This window comes from Lysobacter soli (assembly GCF_009755585.1).
GTDB lineage: Bacteria > Pseudomonadota > Gammaproteobacteria > Xanthomonadales > Xanthomonadaceae > Lysobacter_J > Lysobacter_J soli.
This window is the reverse complement of the sequence record NZ_CP046603.1, coordinates 1,858,018-1,883,412: the sequence shown is the minus strand read 5'-3', so window position 1 is coordinate 1,883,412 and position 25,395 is coordinate 1,858,018. Positions and strand designations below refer to the sequence as shown.

The window sequence follows — 25,395 nt, the reverse complement described above, 5'->3', positions numbered from 1 at the left end:
CCGAAACCACCACCAGAACACCGCGACATGGCAAAGGCGAATCCGCTCCAGGAACAACTGCTTAAGGCGGGCCTGGTCAAGAAATCCAAGGTGGCCGAAGTCGCGCGCGAGCAGAACAAGGCCCGCCACGCCAAGGCGCCGGCCGAACGCAGCGAGATCCAGGTGGAAGCCGAACGCGCGCGCGCCGAGAAGGCCGAGCGCGACCGCGCGATCGAAGCCGAGCGCAAGGCGCAGGCCCGCGCCGCGGAGCTGCGCGCGCAGGCGCGGCAGATCATCGAGGACCGGAAGGTCCCGCGTTCGGGCGAAAGCGAATACCGCTTCACTGAAGGCAACGCGATCCGTACGTTGCTGCTCAACGACGACCTCCGGAAGAAGCTGTCGTCCGGCGTACTGGTGATCGCCCGCATCGACGAGCGTTACGAACTGCTCCCGCGTGCCGCCGCTGACAAGGTGCGCGAACGCGACGCGACGATGATCGTGCTCGATCACGGCCTGCAGGCCGATGCCGAACCCGCGGCCGATGCCTCCGACGACGATGCGTACTACGCGCAGTTCAAGGTGCCGGACGACCTGATCTGGTGACCGCACGCGGCGACCGGCGGTCGCGCGTTTTCACTGCTGGATAACGGCGGCAGGCGTGTATTGGCGGCACTTCGACCGGGGTGATCCGCCATGGAGATGGGCCTGCAGGACCACGCCGCGCCGCGGTCGTTCCGCATCGCATCGTGCCTCGGTTTGCTGCTTCTCGCCGCATGCGCGACGACACCCTCGCCCCGGTTCGAGCGTTCCGACACGGCGCACGCCGTCGAGCGGCCCGGGCGCATCCTGGTGTACGACTTCGCCGGCACGCGCGGCGACCTTCCGCCCGATTCGCCGATCACCGGCTACTTCGAACAGAACGAAGCGCCGCAGACGGCCGACGACGTCGAAACCGGGCGGCAGCTGGGTCGCCAGGTCGCGCAGCAGGTCGTGGAGCGACTTCGCGCCGCAGGCATCGACGCGTATCCGGTCGGCGCCGGTCCGGTGCCGAAATTGGGCGACGTCGTGCTGCGCGGCGAGTTCGTGTCGGTCAACCCGGGCAGCCGCACGACGCGCGTGCTGATCGGTTTCGGCGCGGGCCGCGCCGAACTCAGCACGCTGGTCGAAGCGTTCCAGATCACCGCGACCGGACCGCGCTCGCTCGCGACCGCTGAGGCGAACACACAGGGTGGCCGCCTGCCCGGCGTGCTGGTGCCGCTAGGCGCGGCGAGTGCGGCGGGCACGGTCGCGACGAGCGCCGCTGTGTCGGGTGGATCGAACGTCATGCAGGAACGCGGTCCCGAGTCGATCCGCGCGGCCGCACAGCGCACCGCTACCGGCATCGCCGATTCGGTCATTGCTATATACCGTCGGAACGGATGGCTGGCGCAGCCGGCTGCGGGCGGGGCGAGCTAGCGGCGCGCGCGCAGCTGCTGTCCCGCAAGAACGGGAATCGGTGCGCTGGAGACATGCCGGTTTTCGTCGAAGGTGACGCGCTCACGGATGGATCCCCGCCTTCGCGGGGATGACGGCTTGGAACGCACCGTGAAGCGCCAGGAACAACGCGCCATCACTTGATCGTGTTCTTGTAGATCCGCCCGTTCTTCACGATGACGCGGAAGTTCTCCTGCGGGCGCGTGATGATGCGGATGTCCGACAGCGGATCGCCTTCCACCAGCAGCAGGTCGGCGAAGGCGCCCGCCTCGACGACGCCCAGCCGTCCCGGATACGGATTGCGCTTGCCCGACAGCCCGAGCAGCTGCGCGTTCGTGCTGGTCGCCATGATCAGCGCCTCGGCCGGCGTGTACCACTTCGTCAGGCTGGCGAGCAGTTCGCCCTGGCGGCGTGCGAGCGCGGCGGAGAACAGCACGTCGGTGCCGAACGCTGTCTTCAGGTGGTACTTCTTCGCGAGTTGATACGCGCGGTCGGTGCCGGTCAGCACCTCGCGCCCCTTCGCGTATTCCTCGGAATCTGGCGGGAACGCGCGCAGAAGTTCTTCCGGCAGCGGCTGGATGCTGAGCCACACGCCACGATTGGCGAGCAGCTGCGCGGTTTCCTCGTCCATCAGGTTGCCGTGCTCGATGCACTGCACGCCCGCCTCGACCGCCTGCTTGATCGCCGCCGGCGTGTACGCGTGCGCGGTGACGTAGGTGCCCCAGTTGTTCGCGCCCTGCACCGCGGCGCGCACTTCCTCCGGCGTGAAGGTGACGACGTCCAGCGGGCTGTGCGGCGAAGACACGCCGCCGCCAGCGGTGAGCTTGATCTGCGACGCGCCGCGCATGAGCTGTTCGCGCACGCGCGTGCGGACTTCGTCCGGCGTGTCGGCGATGGCGGTGTCGCCCATGGTCTCCATGCGCGAGTCGGCGGAGCCGATCGTGCGCGGCAATTCTTCGGGACTGCGGAAATCGCCATGCCCGCCGGTCACGCTGATGATCGCGCCGGAGGGATAGATGCGCGGCCCGGCCTGCCAGCCTTCGTCGATGGCGCGTTTGAGCCCGAACGAGGCGCCGCCCACGTCGCGCACCGTGGTGAAGCCGCGCTGCAGCGTGTCCGATGCTTCGGCGCCCGCCATCAGGTTCAGATAGCCCGTGCTGGCCTGCAGCGCGACGGCGATGCTCGGCCGCACCGCCAGCGTGTGCCAGTGCATGTCGATGAGGCCGGGCATCAGCGTGCGGCCGCCGCCGTCGATGATCGTCATCCCCGGCTCGGCGAAGTTCACGTCGGACTTGCCGATGGATGCGATGCGGTTGCCGCGCACCAGCACGTCGGTGGCCGCCTGCAGGGTCGGATCCACGCCGTTGAAGATACGCACGTTGCGGAACAGCACGCTGGTCTGTGCGGGCGGCGCGCTTGCGCCGGCGTCGGCGGGCGCAGGGGGCGCGGCGTCCTTCGCGGTGAGCTGCGGCGTCTTGTCGCCGCTGCACGCCGCCACGCAGAACACGGCGGCCACTACGATCGTCCTGAGCGGGGCCATGCGCGCGATCCCGACGTTGAATTGTTGCGCCTGCTGTACTGGGGCGGGGGTGAACGAGGTGTGACGGCAGTATTTCCGCATGCAGCTGCTCAGAAGCATTGCGAGTGCGCGCGCAATCGCACGCCCCGCCCCTCACCCCAACCCCTCTCCCGCTGGGAGAGGGGCCAAGAGCATTCACGCACCAACCGCGCAGCGGGCGATAGCGTGCCCGCCGATGCGAACATCCCCCGACGCACAAGCCCCGCTCGCACCACGCGTCCGTCCGCGAACCTCCTGGCGCCTGATCGCCACCCTCGCCCTGCTCGTCGGCACGCGCGTCGTCGCCGCGGACGCACCCGACTGCAAGACGCGCCTGCTCGAATCCCTCGGCTGGCGCTTCATCCCCACGCCCACGCAGCAGGTGTCCATCGAAGCCGGAACGCCGTGCGGCCGCGCCGATCTCGCGCAGGCGCAGGCCGCGGGCGATCTCGTTGTGCGCTTGCCCCGCGCCCTCAAGAGCGACGCTCGTTCGCGCCTCGTCGACGAACTGCTCCACCACCCCGCCACGCATTGCGCGTACGGCTTCAAGCTCGGCGATGCGACGCGGCGCGCCGTGGACAAGCTCGCGGCCAATCGCGGTTACAAGTTCTCCGGCCTGCAGATGGGGTGGATCGGCTTCGGCCCGACCGGCGCACGGCGCGACGGCTGGGAACCCGTCGCCTCGTTCGGCCGCGGCTACCGTCCACTGGCGTCGAACTCGCGCGCGATCGACGCCTTCTACCAGGGCCACGTGCGCGCCGAATGCGGCGTCGGGCGGCAGATCGCGCAGTACGCGACGCAGGCCGAACTCTACGGCCGCGAAGGCTTCGACGCTGAATTCGACGCCGACGAGATCGTGATCGGAACCTTCAACCGCCTGCACGACACCCGCAGCATCCTGCTGGGCTCATCCGCGGGCGAGTTCACGCGTGATGGTCTCGCCGTGGAGGCCTCCCGCGCGGGACGACAGGCCTTCATGGGCCTGCCCGGCTTCATCTTCCATGTGTTCGACCGCAGTAAGCTCGACGACCTGAACAACCAGGCCGAGAACTTCGTCGTCTACGACGTGGACGCCGATGCCGCCGCGGCCTTGCGCGACCACGGCGGCTTCGAGCACTACAACGAGCGCAACCAGGCCATCTGGGCGCTGGCGAAATCCATGCCCGTGTACCGGCCCAAGCGCTATTTTGAGCGGCTCCTGTTCGAACGCGACGCCGAACTTCGCGCCAGCCTGCCGCCGGCCGCGCAGGCGACGCTCGCGCAGCTGGACGCGGAGCTGGCCGATCCGTTCTATCGGGGCTTCCGCGTCTACGTGCACCGCCAGGGCGTGAAGCCCGTCGGCTTCCACATCGCCCGCCTGCTCGACCGCAATCCGCGCACGCCATTCCGCATCGAGCTGGCGCTGCACAACCTGCATACCACCCTGTTCGACCGGTACGTGGCGCACGCCCTGCGCGATTGCACGGCCGCCGCTCCCTGACCTGCACGATCCCGCCATCGCGTTTATGCTCTGGACATACCCGGGGACGAGGGTGGGCCCGCATGACGTGGGTGCAGATCGCATGGCCGATGCTCGCTGCCGCCAGCCTGACGCTGGGGCTGATCCACGTGTTGATCTGGATCCGGCAGCGTTCGATGCCGCAGCACCTGGCATTCGCGGTCGCCGCGGCATCGCTGTCGGTGCTGGCGGTGCTGGAGATGGTCGCGCTGCATGCGCGTACCCCGGCGGAACTGGGCACGCTGATCCGCTGGATGCACGTTCCCGTCGCGCTGCTGGTCGCCTCGCTGGTCGCCTTCGCCCGCCTCTCCTTCGGCCCGAAGTACTTCGCGCTCGGCGCGGTCGCGCTGGCGCTGCGGCTGGTCGCGCTGGTGGCGAACTTCACCAGCGGCGCGAACCTGAATTTCGCGGCGATCCACGAAGTCGGCCGCGTACGTTGGCCGGGCGATGTCTGGGTCGCGTACCCGATCGGCGCGCCGAACCCGTGGGTGATCGTGGCGCAGCTGAGCAACCTGCTGCTGGCCGCGTACATGGTGATGCTGCTGTTCTCGACCGCGCGCGCGGCCGATCCGCAGGTGCGCCGGCACGCCGCGATCATCTGCGGCGGCTGGCTGCTGTTCATCGGCCTGATGGTGGTCTCGGCGCTGGTGATGACGCTCAACATCGGCAAGGCGCCCTTCATCGGCACCCCGAGCTTCGTCTTCGTCATCGCGGCGATGAGCTACCAGCTCGGCTCGAACCTGATCGAATCCAACCGACTGGCCGCGAAACTGCGCGAAAGCGAACTCGCGCGCCTGCAGGGCGAACGCGACCTGCAGCATGCGGCCGAAGGCGCGCGCGTCGGCCTGTGGTCGTGGAGCATTCCGGACGATCGCGTCGTCGGCTCATCCAAGTCGCGCGAGTGGTTCGGCGGGCACGAAGGCGAGTGCGACCTAGCGTCGGTCATGCGCCGCATCCATCCCAACGACCGCCCGCAACTGCGCAGCGCGATTGAGGACGCTTGGGAATCGGGAACCTTCACCACGACCTTCCGCCTGGCGCACGCGGAGCCTGAGCGCTGGCTCACGGTGAGCGGCGAGATGGAGTTCGACCAGGAAGGCCGCGCGCTCGCGATGCGCGGCGTGGCGCGCGACGACACCGACAGCCGCCTGTCCGGCGAACGCTTCCGCGCCCTGCTCGAAGCCGCGCCGAGCGCGCTGCTGCTGGTCGACGAGGCCGGCCGCATCTGCCTGCTCAACGCCGAGACCGAACGCATGTTCGGCTATGCGCGCGAGGAATTGCTGGGGCGCGACCTCGAACGCCTGCTCCCCGAATCGATGCGCGCCACGCACGTGCGTCATCGGCAGATGTACAGCCTCGGCCCGACCAAGCGCGTGATGGGCAACGGCCACGAACTGCACGGCCTGCGTCAGGACGGCACGGAATTCCCGATCGAAGTCGGGCTCAATCCCGTGCGCTTCGGCGACCAGACGCTGACACTTGCGGCGGTGAGCGACATTTCCGAACGTCGCCGCAAGGACGCCGAACTCTCGCTGCGTCGCGACGAAGTGGCGCACCTGTCGCGCGTGACGATGCTGGGCGAGCTTTCCGGTTCGCTCGCGCACGAACTCAACCAGCCGCTGGCGGCGATCCTCAGCAACGCGCAGGCGGCGCAGCGCATGCTGGTGCGCAATCCGGAGGATCTGTCGGAAATCGGCGAGATCCTGTCGGACATCGTCGAGAACGATCGCCGCGCCGGCGATGTCATCCGCCGCCTGCGCACCCTGCTGCGCAAGGGGTCGCAGGACCTCGCGCGGATCGACCTCAACGACACCGTGCGCGAATGCCTGCGCCTGCTGCGCAGCGACCTGCGCAATCGGGACGTCGTGGTCGTGACGGACCTCGCGCCCGGCCTGCCGCCGATCGAAGGCGACCCCGTGCAGCTCCAGCAGGTGCTGGTGAACCTGATCTTCAATGCGTGCGACGCGATGCGCGAGCAGGACGGCCGTCACCTGACATTGCGTTCGGTCGGGCGTCGCGACCACGTGCACCTGACCGTCGCAGACGACGGACCGGGCATCGATACCGGCATGCACGAGCGCATCTTCGAGCCATTCCAGACCAGCAAACCCAACGGCCTCGGCCTGGGCCTGGCGATCTGCCGCACGATCGTGGAATCGCACCGCGGCCGGCTGTGGGCCGAGAACGCAAGCGGCGGCGGCGCACAGCTGCACATCGAGCTGCCGGTGGCGCGGGTGGAGTGAGGTCGGGTGCGATGGAGTTGCGCGGGATGGCATTGCCGTCGTCGTCGGCACCGTCACCGTCATCCCGGCGAAGGCCGGGACCCAGGCTGATCACGGTGGGGTGCCCTCAACGGTAAACCCTCCCCCACGTCATCCCGGCGAAAGCCGGGATCCAGGCCGATCACGATGGGGTACGGCCTCAACGGAGAACCAACTCACCGTCATTCCAGCGAAAGCTGCAATCCATTTGCTTTGCTGCCGAGTCGTGGCGAAGGCATCGCAAGTGCCAACGTGATCGCACGCCCCGCCCCTCACCCCAACCCCTCTCCCGGAGGGAGAGGGGCTCAACGGCGAAGGCTGATCAGCGCACCGCTCCGACTATCACCCTAGCCCCTCTCCTCGGGAGAGTGGCTCAACAGCGGAAGCTGATCAGCGCGCCACCGCGGCCCGCCCTCACCCCAACCCCTCTCCCGCAAGCGGGAGAGGGGCTAGAACGCACGCACCGTCACTCCTCGATAGTGGAATCCGTGCGGTTGCTGTTGCTGTTGCTGTTGCTGTTGCTGTTGCTGTTGCTGTTGCTGTTGCTGTTGCCGTCGAACAGCCGATCAGTTCACTAGCCCCGAAGGGCGCCGCACAGGATGTGCGGCGGTGAGCGCTGAGCCATGGATGGCGAATCGCGAACGCGCCTACTCGCTTTCCGGTCGTGGGATTGATTTGGGCAAATGGAAGGCCCTTTCTTTTGGTTACTTTTCTTTGGGCAAGCAAAGAAAAGTGACCCGAGCGCCGCAGGCGATCGGAAGCCTGGCTAGTGATTCTTCTTTGCTCTTAAGCGTTGAAGGGAAAGCGTGGAAAGTCCATGGATTCCCGCCTTCGCGGGAATGACGAGCAACAGCGATAGCGATAGCGATAGCGATAGCAAGATGGATTCCAGCTTCCGCCGGAATGACGGTGAGGTGGTTGCCGCGACGTGAGTGCCCACACGCTGCGGGCCTGGCTCCCGGCCTTCGCCGGGATGACGGCTTCAGTACGCATGACGCCACCTGCGACGGCAGGTCGTAAACCTCACGCCACGTGCGCCCGCTCCGCCAGCCGCACCAGTTCCGCGACCGATCGCACGCCGAGCTTGTGCATCACGTGCGAGCGATGGACCTTGATCGTCTTCTCGACGATGCCCAGGTCCGCCGCGATCTGCTTGTTGAGCCGTCCTGCGAGCACGTGCACCAGCACCTCGCGCTCGCGTGGCGTGAGCACCGCGAAGCGCATCTCGACGCGGCATTGCTCTTCCGCCTGCGCGCGTGCGCGACGGTCGTGTTCCAGTCCGCGCGACACCGCATCGATCAGCGCGTCGGCCTCCACCGGCTTGGTGAGGAAATCGATCGCGCCGCCCTTCATCGCGCACACGGAACTGTGCACGTCGCCGCAACCGGTGAGGAAGATGACCGGGCACGCGATGCCGCGGCTTTCCAGCAGCGCCTGCGTCTGCAGGCCGTCCATCTCGGGCATCGACAGGTCCAGCACGACGCAGCCGGGAACGTCCGGATCGTAGCGGTCGAGGAATTCGCGGGTGGAGCGACTGGCAGCGACTTCGAAACCTTCGCTGCGAAGGATGCGTCCGAGTGCGACGAGCACGTCGGAGTCATCGTCGACGGTGTGAACGACTGCGGACATCGGACCACTCCTTGTGGGCTACTCGATGCAGACGCCGTGCACCCGATTATTCGGACATCCAACCGGCCCCGTCCAGTGCCGCGTGCGACCACTGATCGCCCGCCGCACTGCTTCGCAAGAAGCGTGCCGCCGGGGCGTTATCCGTTCACCTTGGGCCAAGGGCCAATTGAACGCCTTTCCGACGTGGCCTCTAGTGGCCGCATGCCCCGGCGCCCCCTCACGATTGCCGTCGTGGACGATGAAGAAGACGTCCGCCACGCGCTGCATCGCCTGCTTCGGTCCGCGGGGTTCGAGGTGCTCGTCTATGCCACGGGCTCGGAATTCCTGCGCCACGCACGCGAAAGCGCGCCGCACTGCGTGGTGCTCGACCTCCACATGGCGGGGATGACCGGCTTCGATGTGCAGAGCCAGTTGCGCGAGTGGGCGCTGCCGTTGCCCGTGGTCGTGCTGACCGGCAACGACACGGCCGAGGGCCGCCGTCGCGCGCTCGACGGCGGCGCGAAGGCGTTCCTGAGCAAGCCGGTGGACGACGAAACCCTGATCGGCGCGATCCTGGATGCGGTCGGGCCGCACGGGAACGCGGCATGAGCGCGAGGACCGAACGGCGGACGACCATGAGCATTTCCATCCCCCATTCCCGCGAAAGGCGCGCCCTCGCCCGCTTCGGCCTGGCGCTGGCCCTGCTGCAACCGTGCCTGGCGCACGCCTCGCTGCTGAGCGGCGACGCACTGGACACGATGGCCAACGTCGTGGCGTGGATCGCGCTGATCATCGTGCCGGTCGTGCTGATCGCCGTGTTCTGGATCGTGCACATCCTTCCCGAGCGCATCGCCGAGAACCGCAGGCATCCGCAGCTGGATGCCATCAAGACGCTATGCCTGCTCTCGCTCGTCTTCGGCGGCCTGCTCTGGCCGCTGGCGTGGCTGTGGGCCTACACCAAGCCCGTGCTGCACAAGATGGCCTACGGCACCGACACCGCCGACCACCACGGCCATGCGGGCGACGCGCTCTCGCCGCTGCACGACGCACGCGCCGCGCCGGAGGAGGAACCCGTCGTGGTGGCGGCCGCCGACACGCAGCCGCGCGCCGCGGAAACGCAGGCCGAGGTCGATGAACTGCGCCGCCGCATCCGTTCGCTGGAAATGGCGCTGGCGATGGGCGAACGCGGCGGCGCACGACCCGCACGCACGCCCGGCGGCGACGAGGAGTAAGCCATGGAAATCATCCTGCTGCTCATCTATTCCTTCTTCGTCTGGCTGATCTTCTTCAAGTTCAAATGGCTGCCGTGGAACTTCGTCAGCCAGATCATCGTCGTGTCGCTGCCGATCTTCGCGCTGACGGCGATGATCCTGGTGCTCAACGTCGTGGCGCCCTCTTCTTCCGACGTGCGCGTGATCAATTACGTCGTGCAGGTGGTGCCGCGCGTCAGCGGGCGCGTGATCGCCGTGCCGGTGGAACCCAACCGGCCCGTGCGCAAGGGCGACGTGCTGTTCCGCATCGATCCGGTGCCGTTCCAGCAGGAACTGCTCGCGCTGGAAGCCAAGCTGCCGGAACTGTCGGCCAAGCTCGACAGCGCGCAGGCCTACCAGCGCGAACTCAACGAGGAGCTGCGATCGGCGCGCTCCACGCGCGATGCATTGAACTCCCGGCTGGACCTCGCGATCCGTCGCGAACGCCAGACCGCCGAACTCGCCGGCACCGGCGCCGGATCGAAGTTCGACCATGAGCAGGCGCAGACCGAAGCGGCGAGCCTGCGGTCGGAACTGACGTCCACCTCGGCGCAGATGGCGCAGGTGCAGCAGAAGATGTCGGCCAAGACGCGCGATGGGCAGCTGTCGGAAGTCGCGCAGGCGCATGCGGCGGTCGAACAGCTCAAGGCGCAGATCATCCAGGCGCGCTGGCAGCTGGAGCAGACGACCGTCTACGCGCCCGCGGACGGCGTCGTGATCAACCTGCAGCTGCGCGAAGGCTCCTACGCGGCGTCGATCCCCCTGACGCCGGTGATGAGTTTCGTGGAGAAGGAACAGATCGTGCTGGCGATGTTCGCGCAGAACGAGCTGGCCAACGTCGCGCCCGGCAACGAAGCCGAAATCGCGCTGAAGACGCACCCGAACCGCATCATCAAGTGCGCGGTCGACTCGGTGGTCTGGGCTTCGTCGACCGGGCAGCTGCCGATCAGCGGCATGGTGCCGACCAGCGGCACGACGCCGCTGCCGCTCGGTCGCATCGCCGTGCGCCTGCGTCCCGCCGGCCGCGACGTGGAAACGTTCATCGCCATGGGCGCGCAGGGCCAGGGCGCCATCTACACCGAGCGCGGCAAGCTGCTGCACATCATCCGCAAGGTGATCCTGCGGGTGGGCACCAAGCTCGACTGGCTCGTGTTGAAACTGCACTGAGGCCACGATGCGCGACGTCGCCGCGAGCCGATCCGCGATGAAGGCGCTCACCGGCGCCTTCCTGCTCGTCCTCGCGACGGGCTGCGCCGTGCTGCCCGAGCCCACGGGCGATGAAGTGCGCGGACAGGCTCTGGGCTACACGACCATCCCGCCCAACTGGTCCGCGCAGGCAAGCGCCGCGCAGGTCGACGAAGGCTGGCTGGCGAGCTTCAACGATCCGGTGCTCACGCGCCTGGTGCACGAAGCGCTCGAACACAATCCGGACCTGCTGATGGCCGCCGCGCGTGTCGAGCAGGCCAACGCGCAGGTCGATCTGGCCGAGTCCAAGCTGAAGCCCGCGATCGGCCTGCTCGGGCGCGCCGGTTCCAAGCCGATCGCCGACCTCATCCCGCTGCTCAGCGGCGTGATGCTGCGGCTGAGCTGGGAGATCGACCTGTGGGGTCGCATGCGCTACGCGCGCAATGCCGCACGGGCGGCGCGCGATGCGTCCAGCGCCGATTACCGCTTCGCGCAGCAATCGCTTGCCGCCAGCGTCGCCCGCGCGTGGTTCGTCGCCAACGAAACGCGCCTGCAGATGGCGCTCGCGGCGCAGATGACCGAGGCCGGCACGCGACTGGTCGACCTGTCCGGCGACCGCCTTCGCGTCGGCGCCGGCACGCAGACCGACGTGATGGTCGCGCAGGCGAACCTGGCAACCTACGCCGACGCGCAGCAGCAGATAGAACTCGCGCACCGGCAGGCGCTGCGTGCGCTGGAACTGCTGCTGGGGCGCTATCCGGCCGCGACGCTCGACGTCGCCGGCGCGCTCACGCCCTTCCCCGCGCCGGTGCCGGCAGGCATTCCGATCGACGTGCTCAACCGCCGTCCCGACATGATCGCCGCCGAACGCCGCGTCGCCGCCGCGTTCGACCTGGTGGGCGAAGCAAAGGCCGCGATGCTGCCGACGCTGTCGATCTCCGGCGGCTATGCGCGCATCAGCAACGCGGCCGTCGAAACGCGCGAGGACCTGGAGCAGACGACCAACACCATCAACGCCACGGCAGTGGTGCCGATCTACACCGGCGGCGCGCTCACCGGGCAGGTGCGCCTGCGCACGGCCGAGCAGAAGGAAGCCGTCGCCGATTACGCGCGCCGCGCGCTCAACGCGCTGGACGAAGTCGAGGACGCGCTCACCGCCGAGCGCGTGCTCGCCGATCGCGAACGCATCCTGCGCGAAGCCGTCGACGCCAACCGCGACATCGTGCGCATGGAGGAATCGGCCTACCGCATCGGCCGCGCCGACCTGCGCACCGTGAGCCAGCGCCAGCTCGCCGCATGGGCTGCCGAAACCGCGCTGCTGAGCGTGCAGCGCGAACGCCTCTCCCGCCGCGTCGACCTCCACCTCGCCCTCGGCGGCAATTTCGGCACGCCGTCGGAGGTGGCGCCGGACGCCGGCGCCGGACCCGCGGCCCACTGAGGACGCCCCGATGCGATGGCTCCTCCTGCTCATGCCGCTGGCGATCGCACTGGAGCACTTCGCGCCGCAACGGGCGCTGCTGATCTTCATCGTCGCTGGGCTCGGCATCGTGCCGCTGGCCTCGCTCATGGCGCAGGCGACCGGCTCGCTCGCCGTGCGTCTGGGCCCCGGCGTCGGCGGCCTGCTCAACGCGACCTTCGGCAACGCCGCCGAACTCATCATCGCGCTGGCCGCGTTGCGCGAAGGCCTGCACGGCATGGTGAAGGCCTCCATCGCCGGCACGATCATCGGCAACATCCTGTTCGTGCTCGGCGTCGCGATGGTGCTGGGCGGCGTGCGGCACGGTGAACAGCGTTACGACGGCCGCGCCGCGCGCGTGCAGGCGACGATGCTGACGCTGGCGGTGATCGCGCTGATCATGCCCGCCGCGTACGGCGCGATCGTGCCGGACGCGCAGCCGCAGCTGGATCCGATCAGCGCGTGGATCGCCGTCGCGCTGCTGCTGGTGTACGTGGCGAACGTCGCCTACACGCTGATGGCCAGCCGCGCGATCCGCGCGCGCAAGCCGGGCGTAACCGACGAAACCGCCGCCGACCTGCACCACGCGCACCAGGCACCGCAATGGAGCCCGCGCAAGGCCGTGATCGTCCTCGCCGCGGTGAGCCTGGGCATCATCTGGCTCAGTGAAATCCTCGTCGGCGCGGTGGAACCGGCGAGCGAGGAACTCGGCCTGTCGGACGCCTTCACCGGCGTGTTCGTGCTCGCGGTGATCGGTGGCGCGGCCGAACAGGCGACCGCGATTGTTGCCGCCCGCCAGAACCGCATGGACTTGGCGATGTCGATTGCCCTGGGCGCCAGCGTGCAGCTCGCGCTCCTCGTCGCGCCGCTGCTGGTGCTGCTCAGCTACGTCATCGGGCCGCACCCGATGGGGCTCGTCTTCGGGCCGGGGCTGGTGCTCACGATCCTGTTCTCGGTGCTGATCACCGGCCAGATCGCCAGCGACGGCCGCACCGACTGGCTGCGCGGCGTGCAGCTCCTCGCGGTGTACCTGATCCTGGCGGCGGTGTTCTTCTACGTGCCCGACGTATCGGGGGCGAAATGAACGCCGCCGCTTCCCGCGCAGTGCACGATCCGCGCCGCTTCGTCGACCGGCACCGCTACGCGCTGCTGTTCTTCTCGCTGCTGCTCACCGTCGCCATCGGCCCGCTGCTGGAAACGATGCATTTCGGGCGCAATGCGATGGAAGCGTTCCTGGCGGTGAACCTCATCGCCGCGGTGTTCCCCATCGTGCTGAAGGCCGAACGCCGCACGCTGTTTACGCTGATCGGCCTTGCGCTGGTGCTGCGCTGGTTCGCTGCCCGTGGCCCGCAGGCGCCGGCGCTGTCGATCCTCGGCGCCGTGATCTGGGGCGTCATCGCACTGGTCGCCGCGTACAACGCCGTGCGTTTCTCGCTGTCGAGCGTGCGCATCGACGCCGAACGCGTGTACGCCGCGCTCAGCGCCTACCTGCTGATCGGCGTGTGCTGGGGCGTGGTGTACGCGGCGATGACGCGCGTGCTGCCCGGCTCGCTCCTGTCCGGCGGCGTGGTCCCGCCGGCCGGCATCGGGATGGGCGATGCCATCTACTTCAGTTTCGTCACGCTTGCCACGCTCGGTTACGGCGACCTCGTCCCTGCGACGCCCGCGATGCGCGGACTGGCGGTGTTCGAAGCCGTGATCGGCCAGTTGTACCTCGCGCTCCTGGTGGCCCGGCTGGTCGGGCTGCAGACCGCCGCGCACTCACGATGACCGCCGCATTCGAAGCGAAGGAGATTTCCATGAACACCCGCATCGCCATGCCTTTGACCGCGTCGGTCGCCGCGATCCTCGCGCTCGCGTCCATGGAGTGCCGCGCGATCGAACCGCTGGACACCTTCAGCGCCCGGATCGGCGGCTACGTCACCGACTTCGACACGCAGGTGCGCGCCGACGGAGAGACGCGCTCGGGCACCGAAGTGGACCTGCAGCGCGACTTCGGCCTGGACAAGAAGAACACGGTGGCGCTCGTCGGCGTGACCTGGCGGCCCTGGGACAACCACGAGTTCGGCCTGTCCTACTACCAGGACGATGCCGACGCGACGCGTCGCATCTCGCGCGACATCGAGTTCGACGGCACGCTGTACGAGGCCGACAGCACCGTGCGCGCCTCCGTCGACCTGGACGCGTACGACCTCTACTACGTCTGGTGGGCGGCCAACAACGAGCGTTGGGCGCTGGGCCCGCGCTTCGGTCTGGTCTGGTACCGCATGCGCCTCGGGCTGGACGTCGAGATCGATTCGGCCGGCAACCGCATCGACGGCGCGATCAGCGAGACGGTCGACGCCGACCTGCCCGCGCCGAGCATCGGCGGCAGCTGGCGCTGGGCGCCGGCCGAACAGTGGCGGTTCTCGGCGGACGTCGGTTATTTCTCGGCGAACGTCAACGACATCGACGCCGACATCACCTTCGGGCGTATCGGCGTGGAATGGTTCCCGTGGGAACGCACCGGCATCTCGCTGGACTACACGCGGCGCCGGATCACCGCCGACGCCGAGAAGTCGGACTTCATCGGCAACCTGGAGTTCGTCGACAGCGGCCTGCGGCTCGGCGTGACCTACCGGTTCTGACGGCGAGGCGACCCATGCGCGCGCGCGGGACAACGATACTGCGGGCAACGCGGGCGATCGCGTCGTCGATGTTCGCCCTCGCCCTTTTCGCGATGCTGGCTGTCGCGAGCCTGCTGCCCGGGACCTCCGCCGCGCAGACCGCCACGTCCACCGCGCAACCGGCGCCTGTGGCGGCGAATGCGCCCGCAACTCTGCGCTACTTCAACCGCGACATCGTGGTGCTGCGCGTGCCCTTCTTCGGCAACTCGCCGGAACGTCGCGCACGCGTGGCCGAAGCCAACATCGCCCGCATCATCGACGAACCCGGCGGCGCGACCGTCACCTACCAGAACGTGCCGCAGGGCGTGGCGATCCTGATGGCCGGCCAGCTCGTCACCGTGCTGGTCCCCGGCGATCGCGACACGCTGCGCGGCCAGACGATGGATCAGCTGCGTGCGCAGACCGTTTCGCGCCTGTCGGTCGCCGTGGATGCCGCCGAACAGGCACGCATGCCGCAACGCGTGCTGCAGGGCCTGATGTGGGTGGCGATCGCCACGGCGGTGGCCGTCGGCGCGCTGTGGTTGCTGCGCAAGCTCGTGCTGCGCGTGCGGCATCGTGTGGATGCCTGGGTCGTGCGGCGACTGGCGCAGCTGAAGAGCGAATCGGCGCGGCAGATGCTGTCGGGCCTGATCGCCAGCGCACGCGGCCTCGCGCGCCTTGCGATGTGGCTGATCGTGCTGCTGACTTTCGAGGAGTGGCTGCGCTTCGCGCTCGGCCGCTTCCCGTACACGCAGCCGTACGCGGCCGCGATGACGGAGTGGATCGGCGCGCGCACCGCCGGCTTCGGCAGCGCGATCCTCTCCGCCCTGCCCGGCCTGTTCAGCGCCCTGCTGATCTTCCTGCTCGCGCGGCTGGTGACGCAGGCGGTGCGCATCACCTTCCACGGCGTGGAATCCGGGCGTTTCCAGATCCTCGGCGTCGACCAGCAACTGGCCGAACCCACGCGCAAGATCATCACCGCGCTGATCTGGCTGTTCGCGCTGGCGATGGCGTATCCCTACCTGCCCGGCGCGGAAACCGAGGCCTTCAAGGGATTAAGCGTGTTCGTCGGCCTGATGGTATCGCTGGGCGCGTCGAGCATCGTCGGCCAGGCGGCCGGCGGATTCACGCTGCTGTATTCGCGCACGATGGCGCCCGGCGACGTGGTGCGCATCGGCGAGACCGAAGGCACCGTGCAGCAGATCGGCCTGTTCACCACGCGCCTGCGCACGCCGCTCGGCGTGGAGGTGAGTTTCCCGAACAACGTCGTGCTCGGCGGCATGCTTCACAACTACTCGCGCCATCCCGACGGTCCCGGCATGTGGATCGAGTCGAAGGTCACCATCGGCTACGACGCGCCTTGGCGCCAGGTTCATCGCCTCCTGCTCGATGCCGCGCGGCGCACGCCCGGCGTGATGGAGACGCCCGCTCCGTTCGTCGCGCAGGCCGCGCTGTCGGACTTCTACGTCGAATACGTGCTACGGGCACGCATCGCCGACGTGCAGCAGCGACTGGTCGCGCGCAGCACCTTGCACGCCAACATCCAGGACGCCTTCAACGAAGCCGGCGTGCAGATCATGTCGCCCAATTACGAAGCCGATCCGGAGGCGCCAAAGATCGTGCCGAAGACGCACTGGGAAGGGCTGGCGGAGTCTTCCGTTCCGACCAGCGGTCGCGAGGATGCACGCGCCTGAACACGCGGCGCCGCAGCCTGGCCCGACCGACATTCCGAAGCAACAGGAACTAGGGCCAAGGGCCAATTTTCACGCCTTGTTTGCGCGCCTAACGTTCGGGCGTTGGGCCACCGGCCCGCGGCGTCGCTTGTGCGGCGATTCCCCTCGACACCACGCCCCCGGGGTGTTCCATGAACCAGGATGTCAAGTCCGAAAACCGCCCGCAGCTGTCCAACGTCCTCGTCGCCGCGTCGTTGCGCGCCGACCAGTGGCGGCACCTCAACGCCAGCGCACGCGCGTGGGCGTCCGCGAGTCCGTCGAACGCGTCGAAGCAGCGCGAACACTGCCAGGAGCGCCTCGACGACGTGTTGCGCCTGGAGCACTGCTGGGCGTATCCCGGGGAACGCCTGCTCACCGCCCTTCGCAACGCGCTGGGCGAAGGGGACGCAGCGACGTTCGCGCGGCTCGCGCAGAAGGTGTCGGCGGCGATCCTCTCCGGCGACTACCGCCGCGACGAACACGCGTGGGAACTCGATGACGACGTCGACCGCACCGTGCTCGACGCGCTGCCGCCGGACATCCTCGGCGTGCAGGACAAGCCCTATTTCGAAGTGATGGTCGTGACGCCGGCCGATCCCGGCCAGTGGCTGCGCTCAAAGGACGAGATGCGCCGCATGCGTCGCCCCGAGGATCCGTTCCACTACACCGCCGTGCACGTGGCCAGTTTCGAGGACGCCGCGCTGGCGATGATGGTCAACCACGACCTGCAGGCGGTGGTGCTGGTCGACGGCTTCGGCTTCAACTCGAAGCACGACATCCCCGACCTCAAGGATTTCGTCTCGCGTCACGTCGAACTCGACGAGGACGACTCGCGCGCCGGATCGCTCTCGCTGCGCCTTGCGCGCGCGATCAAGGGCTCGCGTCCGGAGCTGGACCTCTACCTGCTCACCGACCGCGCGCCGGAAGAACTCGCCGGCAGCGACGAGGCCGCGCCGCTGCGCCGCGTGTTCCATCACGTCGAAGAACCGATGGAAATCCACCTGTCGATCATCGACGGCGTGAAGGATCGCTACGAGACGCCATACTTCGACAACCTCAAGAAGTACGCGATGCGGCCCATCGGCACGTTCCATGCGCTGCCGATCGCGCGCGGCAAGTCGATCTTCGGATCGAACTGGATCCGCGACATGGGCCACTTCTACGGCACCAACATCCTGTTCGCCGAATCATCGGCAACCACCGGCGGCCTCGACAGCCTGCTGGAGCCGACCGGCAACATCAAGAAGGCGCAGGAAGCCGTGGCGCGCGCGTTCGGCGCCAAGCGCGCATACCTGGGCACCAACGGCACGTCCACGTCGAACAAGATCGTCGTGCAGGCGGTGTGCAAGCCGGGCGACATCGTCATCGTGGACAGAAACTGCCACAAGTCGCACCACTACGGCTTCGTGCTCAGCGGCGCGCAGCCGTACTACGTCGAGGCCTTCCCGCTCACGCAGTACTCGATGTACGGCGCGGTACCGCTGCGCACGATCAAGCAGGCGCTGCTCGACTGCGCCGCCGGCGGCAAGCTCGATCGCGTCAAGGTCATCGACATGACCAACTGCACCTTCGACGGCCACATGTACAACCCGCGTCGCGTGATGCAGGAATGCCTGGCGATCAAGCCCGACCTCATCTTCCTGTGGGACGAGGCGTGGTTCGGCTTCGCGCGCTTCAATCCGATGCACCGCCGCCGAACCGCGATGGGCGCGGCCGCCGCGCTCACCGCGCGCTACCGCAGCAAGGCCTATCGCGCCGAATACGATGCGTGGAAGGAGAAGCACGGCGACATCGACCCGAGCAATCCGGCGATGCTCGACGAACACTGGCTGCCCGATCCCGACAAGGTCCGCATCCGCGTCTACCAGACCAACTCGACGCACAAGTCGATGTCGGCCTTCCGCCAGGGTTCGATGATGCTGGTGTGGGACGAGGACTTCCACCACGTCGAAGGCCCGTTCGAGGAAGCGTTCTTCGCGCACACCTCGACTTCGCCGAACCTGCAGCTCATCGCCTCGCTCGACCTCGCGCGCAGGCAGATGGAGCTGGAAGGCTACGGCCTGACGCTGCGCATGACCGACCTGGCGCTGAAGATCCGTCGCGCGGTCAACACGCATCCGCTGATCTCGAAGTATTTCCGCGTGGCGACGCCGGAAGACATGATTCCCGCCGAATTCCGCGAGTCCGGCCTGCGCGACTACGGTCCGCCGGATTCGAGCTGGTCGGCGGCGATCGACGCACTGGACGAGGACGAGTTCGCGCTCGATCCCACGCGCCTGACGCTGATCTGCGGCGCCGCGGGCTTCGACGGCACGCAGTTCAAGGGCCTGCTCGCCGAGCGCTTCGACATCCAGATCAACAAGACCTCGCGCAACAGCGTGCTGGTGCAGACCAACATCAACAACACGCATTCCGACGCCGCGCTGCTGATCAAGGCGCTGGCCGACCTGTCGCGCGAGATCGAGTCGCGCCTGTCGCAGGAAGGCACGGTCGGCGCGCAGGTGTTCGCCGATCGCGTGAAGTCGCTGATGACCGACGTGCCGGACCTGCCGAATTTCAGCCGTTTCCATGACGCGTTCCGCGAGCATCCCGACGGCGCGAGCAACGAGGGCCACATGCGGCCGGCGTTCTTCATGGCGTACGAGGAAGACAACTGCGAGTTCGTGAAGTTGAACAGCGAGGAAGTCGACAAGCGCCTGCGCGACGGCCCGGAGATGGTCTCGGCGAACTTCGTCATCCCCTACCCGCCGGGCTTCCCGATCATGGTGCCGGGCCAGGTGATCACCGCCGACACCATCGCCTTCATGCGCAAGCTCGACGTGAAGGAAATCCACGGCTACCACGCCGCGCAGGGCATCAAGCTGCTCAAGCCCTCGGCGCTGGGCAATCGTCGCGCGTCATCCATGTAGCGAACGGAACGCACCTCCGGCAGCACCACTCGGAACCACCCATCGGGAGCACGCCGTCATGCAAGGTTTCTTCCAGTTCCTTTCCGAAAACCCGTACATCCTGCTGTTCTTCACCGTGGGCATGGCGGTCCTGGTCGGCAAGTTCGCGGTGAAGGGCTACGGGCTGGGCATGGTCGCGGCCGCGGTGGTCGTCGGCGCGGCGCTCGCGACCTGGGCCTCGACCTACGGCGTGAAGCTGCAACTCGACAACTTCGCCAAGTCGCTCTTCTACTACCTGTTCATGTATGGCGTCGGCCTGCGCGTCGGGCCCGCGTTCTTCAACAGCCTGAAAAAGGACGGCATCACCTTCACCATCCTCGCCGTGATCTGCTCGTTCCTGGGCCTCGGCCTGGTGGTGCTGATGACGAAGTGGCTCGCCCTGCCGCCGGGCTCCGCAGGCGGCATCCTCGCCGGTTCGCAGACGATGTCCGCCGCCATCGGCACCGCCGAGATGGCGATGGAGCAAGGCGCGTACAAGGTGCCCGCGGGCACGACGGCCGAACAGGTGTCGGGCATGATCGCGCTCGGCTACGGCGTGACCTACATCTGGGGCACGGTCGGCATCATCCTGATCTGCAAGTACCTGCCGCGCTGGTGGGGCGTGGACGCGCGCAAGGCCGCGCAGGACTATGAGCGCGAGCATGGCGTGCGCAACGTCGACGACGCGGCGCTGACCGGCTATCGCGGCGGCGGCCTGCGCGCGTACCGGCTGGAGAACGTGGCCACCGCCGGCCAGACCATCGCGCAGTTCCGCGCGAAGTTCCCGCAGTACCGCATCGTCAACGTGCGGCGCGGGGAGGACTCGCTCGGCGCCGGGCCCGATGTCGTGCTGCTGCACGGCGATGTGGTCGCGCTGGGCGGAAAGCTGGGCGATCTGACCGAGAACCTCGGCCTGCTCGGCGCCGAAGTGGACGACCCCAAGGCGCTGAACGTGCCGCTGGACCAGGCCGAAATCCTGGTGACGGAAAAGGACTTCGTCGGCAAGCCGCTGAAGGCGCTCGCCACCGAGGACTTTGCCGGCCAGGTGCAGGTCACGCGCCTCGAGCGTTCCGGCGAGCCGATTCCGGTCGGCGCCGAAACCGAACTCAAGCGCCTGGACGTGCTGTTCGTGACGGGCCTGAAGAGCGCCGTCGACAAGGCCGCCGGGATGCTGGGCAAGATCGCGCGCCCGAGCACTTCTACCGACCTGCTGACGCTGTCGGCGGGCATGGTGATCGGCCTGCTGATCGGCAAGATCAACGTGCCGGTGGGCGATTTCTCCGTGGGCCTGGGCAACGCGGGCGGCCTGCTGCTGTCGGGCATCTTCGTCTCCTCGATCGTCTCGCGCCTGCGCTACTTCGGCAGCACGCCGAACGCCGCGCGCAACATCCTGGAAGACCTCGGCCTGGTCACCTTCATCGCGATCGTCGGCATCAACGCCGGCGCGACGCTGCTGGAGCAGCTGACCGGTTCGATCGCGCTGAAGATCTTCCTCGCCGGCTTCGTGGCGAGCACGATCCCGCCGTTTATCACCTGGGCGGTGGGCTACCACTTCTTCAAGATCAACCCGGCGGTGCTGATGGGCGGTGTCGCGGGATCGCGCTCGCACTCGGGCCCGGCGCGCGAAGCGGCGAAGGAGATCAACAGCACCGTGCCGTGGGTCGGCTTCCCGGTGGGCTACGCGATTTCCGGCGTGCTGTACACGGTGTTCGGTTACTTCGCGATGGTGTTGTCGCAGTAACGCGCAGGGAGAGCCGCCATGAACGTGAAGCGCCCCCGTGCCGGATGCGTGGCGGTCGCCGCCGCCTCGCTCGGCTGCCTGCTGGCGATGCCCGCTTGGGCGCAGACCACTGCGCCCGCACAGGCCACCGCGCCTGCGCAAGGCGAGGAGCCGAAGGAAACCGAGGACGACGTCTACATCGATACCGCGCCGAGCTCGACCGAGCAGGGCCAGACGCGCATGAACGAAGCCTTCGCGCCGCGCGATCGCCAGCAGTGGATCCGCGACACGCGGCGCAAGGCGTTCAAGGACACGAAGTGGGACCTGCAGGTGCGCTCGTTCTATCTCGATCGCGAGAAGTACGACGACAGCGGCAGCGAAGCGTGGGCGCTGGGCGGCTCGCTCGGATTCAAGACAGGTTATTTCCGCGACCGCTTCGCGTTCGGCGCGACGGGTTACACCTCGCAGAAGCTCTACGGCCCCGACGACCGCGACGGCACGCTGCTGCTCGCGCCCGGACAGGAAGGCTACAGCGTGCTCGGCGAGGTGTACGGCGAGTTCCTGATCAACGAGGACTCGCGCCTCACGCTCGGCCGCCGCGGTTTCGATACGCCGTACATCAACCGCAACGACGCGCGCATGACGCCGAACACGTTCCAGACGGTGTTGTTCCAAGGGCTCTACGGCGGCGACGAAGGCCGGCCCGAATGGCGCGTGGGCGGCGGCTACGTCGACAAGATCAAGGAGCGCAATTCCGAGGACTTCGTGTCGATGTCGCAGGACGCCGGCGCGCCCGACGGCACCGATCGCGGCGTCTACGCGATCGGCGCGAACTACAAGTCCGGCGACCTCTCGCTGGGCGCGATCAACTACTACAGCGACGACATCATCAACATCTTCTACGCCGAAGGTAAGTACGGCATCCCGCTGGCGGAGAAGACCAAGCTGAGTTTCGCGGTGCAGTATTCCGACCAGACCAGCGTCGGCGACGACCTGCTGCGCGGCACGGATTTCTCGTCCGACCAGTGGGGCGCGAAAGCCGAGCTTGCACACGGCGGCGCGCTGTTCACCGCCGCTTACACGCGCGCCGGCGGCGACACCAACATGCAGAATCCGTGGAGCGGTTATCCCGGTTTCACCAGTGTGCAGGTCGAGGATTTCAACCGCGACGGCGAATCGGCGTGGATGCTGCGCGCCGGCTACACCTTCCCCTTCATCAAGGGAGCGAGCGTGTACGCGCTGTACGTAGACGGTTCGGATCCGCAATCCCCCACCGAGTACGCGAAGGACGAGTACGACGTCAATTTCCAGTGGGCGGTGGCCGATGGTTTCCTGAAAGGCCTGCTGTTCCGCATGCGCTACGCGCACGTGCGGCAGGAAGGCCCGGTGGAAACCGACCTGGACGACTTCCGGCTGATGATCTACTACGACCCGCCGAGTCTCTGACGCCACGCCGCGGAGGCAACGCATGCAGTGGTTCGCCTCGACGCTGTCGCGGTATCCGGAGCTCGCGGTCTATCTGGCGCTTGGCATCGGTTACTGGATCGGCGCGATCCGCGTGCGCGGCTTCACGCTCGGCGGCGTCACCGGCTCGCTGCTCGCCGGCATGCTTCTTGGCTGGCTGTTCGCGGTGCCGGTGGCGGCCACCGCGAAGTCGCTGGTGTTTTTGCTGTTCCTGTTCGGCATCGGCTACGAGGTCGGCCCGCGCTTCCTCGGTGCGATGAAGGGCGACGGCTGGCGCTTCGCCGCGCTGGGCGTGTTCATGCCGGTGGTCGGATTGATCGTCGCGATCGTCGTGGCGAAGACGCTGCGGCTCGATCCGGGCCTGGCCGCCGGCATGATGTCCGGCGCGCTCACCGAATCGCCCGCGATGGGCACGGCCAGCGAGGCGATCCAGGCGTTGCCGCTCGATGCCGCCACGCGCGAGCGCTATCTCGCACACATCGGCGTCGGCGACGCGCTGTGCTACGTCTCCGGCGCGCTGGGCGTGATCCTCACCTGCACCGTGTTCGGGCCGAAGCTGCTGCGCGTGGATCTCGCCGCGCACGCGTTGCAGGTCGAACGGCGCTACGGCATCAAGCGCCAGCGGCACGGTGTCGTGCCGGCATGGCAGCCGTTCGAGACGCGCGCCTATCGCATCGCCCCGGCCGCGCCCATCGCCGGTCTGACCGTCGCGGCCGCCGAACGCGTGATCGTCGGCGCACGCCTGTTCGTCCATCGGATCCGCCGCGACGGCGCGCTGCTGGACATCGATGGCGACAGCGTGATCCACGCCGGCGACGTCGTGGCCGTCGGCGGCCGACGCGACGTGCTGGTGGACGTGATCGGCGAACGCGGCGAGGAAGTCGACGACGCGGCACTGCTCGACATTCCGATGGCCTCGCACGAAGTCTTCGTCGGCAAATCGCGCTGGGCCGGCCGCACGCTGGAGGACATCGCGGCCCGCGACGAAGTACGCGCGGTGTTCCTGCGCCGGATACGTCGTGGCGGTCAGGAGATCCCGATCGGCACACGCACCACGATCGAACGCGGTGACGTGCTCACCCTCGTCGGCCCGGAGCCGGCGGTGCTGCGCGCGGCCGGCGTGCTGGGCGAGATCGTGCACGCGAGCGATGCCACCGATTTCGTCGTCGTGGGCTTCGCGATCTTCCTCGGCGCGCTGTTCGGCATCGTGGCCTCCGTGCCCATCGGCGGCATCACGGTGACGATCGGCACCAGCATCGGCGCGTTGCTGGCGGGCCTGGTCGTCGGCCACATCCGCGGGCGGCGGCCGCTGTTCGGGCGCGTTCCGGATGCGGCGGTGAAGCTGATGCAGTCCTTCGGGCTGGCGGCGTTCGTGGCGATGGTCGGCCTCGGGGCGGGGCCGCATTTCATGGAGGCGCTGCGGCAATCCGGCGTCGGCCTGTTCTTCGGCGGCCTGCTGGTGACGATGGCCCCGCTGCTGCTGGGCCTCTGGTTCGGCCGGAAAGTGCTGAAGATCGATCCGCTGCTCCTGCTCGGCGCGATCTCCGGCGCGCAGACCTTCACCGCCGCGCTCGCCGCGGTGCAGGAGAAATCCGGCAGCCCCGTGGCGGTGATCGGCTACACCGGGGCGGTCGCGGTGGCGCACCTGTTCCTCACCACCTGGGGCACGGTGATGGTCATGGTCATGGCGTGAATGCGCGGCCGGTTGGCGCGAATCCTGCCGGGCGACGCTGCGCTGCAGCTTGGGCCAAGGGCCAATTGAGCCGGTTGCGGATCGGCGTAGAACTCGGCGGTGGACGGGACGCTCCTGCATGGGCCCGACTCCCGCCGCCCCACACGAGGATCCATCGATGAACAAGCGCACGCTCATGAAGTCGCTGTCGCTCACCGCCGCGATGGCGGCCGTGCTGGCGGTGTCGTCCGCCTCCGCCGCCGACGGCGACAAGAGCAAGATCAAGGGACTGATCACCTCCGTCCAGGGCAACACGATCGTGGTCAAGGACGCCGCCAACGTGGAGCAGACCATCACGTTGTCGCCCAGCACCAAGTACAAGCGCACCAAGGGCCTCACCGGCGTGGTGCACGAGAAGGCCGAACAGACGGCACTGATGCCCGGCCTGCCGGTCACCATCGACGCGGTCGCCAGCGGCAGCGGTTTCGATGCCACCGAAGTTTCGTTCAAGTCGGAGGACTTCCGCACCGCGCAGCAGGTGCAGGCCGGCCTGGCGCCGACCACCGCGCGCATGAACGACTTCGGCAAGTACGAAGCCCTGGCCACGGCCGAAGTGCTGTTCGATTCGGGCAGCGCGACGATCAACGCCGCCGGCAAATCCAGCCTCGACCAGTTCGCCGCGAAGGCGAAGGAAACGCAGGATTACCAGGTCGTGCTGCAGGGCTTCACCGATTCCACGGGCAACGCCGAAGCCAACCAGCGCCTGAGCATGCGTCGCGCGAACGCGGTAGCCAACTACCTGCAGCAGCAGGCCGGCCTGCAACCGGGCCGCGTGCGTGCGGGCGACGGCATGGGCGTGGCGGCCGACGCGGGCGCGGGCAGCAACGCCGGCGCGCGCAAGGTCGTGGTGAAGCTCATCGTCGACAAGGGCGTGCAGGCGGGCAAGTAACGCAGCGTCGCGACGGCGGGTCACCTCCCCCGCCCGCC

At 68.1% G+C, this 25,395-nt stretch carries 20 protein-coding genes; 18 read left to right on the top strand and 2 right to left on the bottom strand.

Annotated elements, in window-relative coordinates:
- Nucleotides 1–27: 27 nt before the first annotated feature.
- Together GOY17_RS08480 and GOY17_RS08475 are read left to right on the top strand one after the other, a co-directional pair.
- Entirely contained in the window at nt 28–582 is a 555-nt protein-coding gene (locus tag GOY17_RS08480; protein WP_157030041.1) for a DUF2058 domain-containing protein, read from the top strand.
- A gap of 90 nt (nt 583–672) precedes the next feature.
- Nucleotides 673–1,434, top strand: coding sequence for a DUF4410 domain-containing protein (locus GOY17_RS08475; protein WP_157030040.1), 762 nt, complete (start codon nt 673–675; stop codon nt 1,432–1,434).
- Nucleotides 1,435–1,588: 154 nt separating this feature from the next.
- Here the strand turns inward: GOY17_RS08475 and GOY17_RS08470 are convergent, their stop codons facing one another.
- A complete protein-coding gene (locus GOY17_RS08470; RefSeq protein ID WP_157030039.1) occupies nt 1,589–2,992 on the bottom strand; it encodes a metal-dependent hydrolase family protein in 1,404 nt (467 codons plus the stop codon).
- Between the two features lie 214 nt (nt 2,993–3,206).
- Here GOY17_RS08470 and GOY17_RS08465 point away from each other — a divergent pair, with 214 nt between their 5' ends.
- The 3 genes from GOY17_RS08465 (at nt 3,207) to GOY17_RS08455 (ending at nt 7,612) form a co-directional block, all read left to right on the top strand.
- Nucleotides 3,207–4,490, top strand: coding sequence for a hypothetical protein (locus GOY17_RS08465; protein WP_157030038.1), 1,284 nt, complete (start codon nt 3,207–3,209; stop codon nt 4,488–4,490).
- Between the two features lie 62 nt (nt 4,491–4,552).
- Entirely contained in the window at nt 4,553–6,751 is a 2,199-nt protein-coding gene (locus tag GOY17_RS08460; RefSeq protein ID WP_157030037.1) for a sensor histidine kinase, read from the top strand.
- A 627-nt stretch (nt 6,752–7,378) separates the two neighbouring features.
- Complete coding sequence (locus GOY17_RS08455) at nt 7,379–7,612, top strand: hypothetical protein (protein WP_198173864.1); 234 nt, start codon at nt 7,379–7,381, stop codon at nt 7,610–7,612.
- A gap of 180 nt (nt 7,613–7,792) precedes the next feature.
- Here the strand turns inward: GOY17_RS08455 and GOY17_RS08450 are convergent, their stop codons facing one another.
- The gene (locus GOY17_RS08450) at nt 7,793–8,398 is read right to left on the bottom strand and encodes a response regulator transcription factor (RefSeq protein ID WP_157030035.1); all 606 of its coding nucleotides are present in this window, start codon (nt 8,396–8,398) and stop codon (nt 7,793–7,795) included.
- A 231-nt stretch (nt 8,399–8,629) separates the two neighbouring features.
- Between GOY17_RS08450 and GOY17_RS08445 the strand changes: the two genes are divergently transcribed.
- From GOY17_RS08445 to GOY17_RS08390, 13 genes are all read left to right on the top strand, one after another.
- On the top strand, nt 8,630–8,986 hold the full coding sequence (locus tag GOY17_RS08445) for a response regulator transcription factor (protein WP_192630555.1): 357 nt from the start codon (nt 8,630–8,632) through the stop codon (nt 8,984–8,986).
- Nucleotides 8,987–9,012: 26 nt separating this feature from the next.
- A complete protein-coding gene (locus GOY17_RS08440) occupies nt 9,013–9,609 on the top strand; it encodes a DUF3302 domain-containing protein (protein ID WP_157030034.1) in 597 nt (198 codons plus the stop codon).
- Between the two features lie 3 nt (nt 9,610–9,612).
- Nucleotides 9,613–10,794 carry an HlyD family secretion protein gene (locus GOY17_RS08435; protein ID WP_157030033.1) on the top strand — a complete coding sequence of 394 codons (1,182 nt, stop codon included), beginning with the start codon at nt 9,613–9,615 and terminating at the stop codon, nt 10,792–10,794.
- Between the two features lie 7 nt (nt 10,795–10,801).
- Entirely contained in the window at nt 10,802–12,250 is a 1,449-nt protein-coding gene (locus GOY17_RS08430; RefSeq protein WP_157030032.1) for an efflux transporter outer membrane subunit, read from the top strand.
- A gap of 10 nt (nt 12,251–12,260) precedes the next feature.
- A complete protein-coding gene (gene cax, locus GOY17_RS08425; protein WP_115840455.1) occupies nt 12,261–13,352 on the top strand; it encodes a calcium/proton exchanger in 1,092 nt (363 codons plus the stop codon).
- Nucleotides 13,349–14,038 carry a potassium channel family protein gene (locus tag GOY17_RS08420; protein ID WP_157030031.1) on the top strand — a complete coding sequence of 230 codons (690 nt, stop codon included), beginning with the start codon at nt 13,349–13,351 and terminating at the stop codon, nt 14,036–14,038. Before cax ends, GOY17_RS08420 begins: the two co-directional genes overlap by 4 nt.
- Nucleotides 14,039–14,067: 29 nt before the next feature.
- Entirely contained in the window at nt 14,068–14,895 is an 828-nt protein-coding gene (locus tag GOY17_RS18775; RefSeq protein WP_198173863.1) for a hypothetical protein, read from the top strand.
- Between the two features lie 68 nt (nt 14,896–14,963).
- Nucleotides 14,964–16,607 carry a mechanosensitive ion channel family protein gene (locus GOY17_RS08415; RefSeq protein WP_198173862.1) on the top strand — a complete coding sequence of 548 codons (1,644 nt, stop codon included), beginning with the start codon at nt 14,964–14,966 and terminating at the stop codon, nt 16,605–16,607.
- A 170-nt stretch (nt 16,608–16,777) separates the two neighbouring features.
- Nucleotides 16,778–19,534 carry an aminotransferase class I/II-fold pyridoxal phosphate-dependent enzyme gene (locus GOY17_RS08410; protein WP_157030029.1) on the top strand — a complete coding sequence of 919 codons (2,757 nt, stop codon included), beginning with the start codon at nt 16,778–16,780 and terminating at the stop codon, nt 19,532–19,534.
- 58 nt (nt 19,535–19,592) lie between these two features.
- Nucleotides 19,593–21,293, top strand: a complete 1,701-nt coding sequence (locus GOY17_RS08405) for an aspartate:alanine exchanger family transporter (RefSeq protein ID WP_157030028.1) — start codon at nt 19,593–19,595, stop codon at nt 21,291–21,293.
- 18 nt (nt 21,294–21,311) lie between these two features.
- Nucleotides 21,312–22,718 (top strand): OprD family outer membrane porin, encoded by a 1,407-nt coding sequence (locus GOY17_RS08400; protein WP_157030027.1) that lies wholly within the window; start codon nt 21,312–21,314, stop codon nt 22,716–22,718.
- A gap of 22 nt (nt 22,719–22,740) precedes the next feature.
- Nucleotides 22,741–24,429 carry an aspartate-alanine antiporter-like transporter gene (locus GOY17_RS08395; protein WP_157030026.1) on the top strand — a complete coding sequence of 563 codons (1,689 nt, stop codon included), beginning with the start codon at nt 22,741–22,743 and terminating at the stop codon, nt 24,427–24,429.
- A 157-nt stretch (nt 24,430–24,586) separates the two neighbouring features.
- The gene (locus GOY17_RS08390) at nt 24,587–25,357 is read left to right on the top strand and encodes an OmpA family protein (protein ID WP_198173861.1); all 771 of its coding nucleotides are present in this window, start codon (nt 24,587–24,589) and stop codon (nt 25,355–25,357) included.
- Nucleotides 25,358–25,395: the final 38 nt, after the last annotated feature.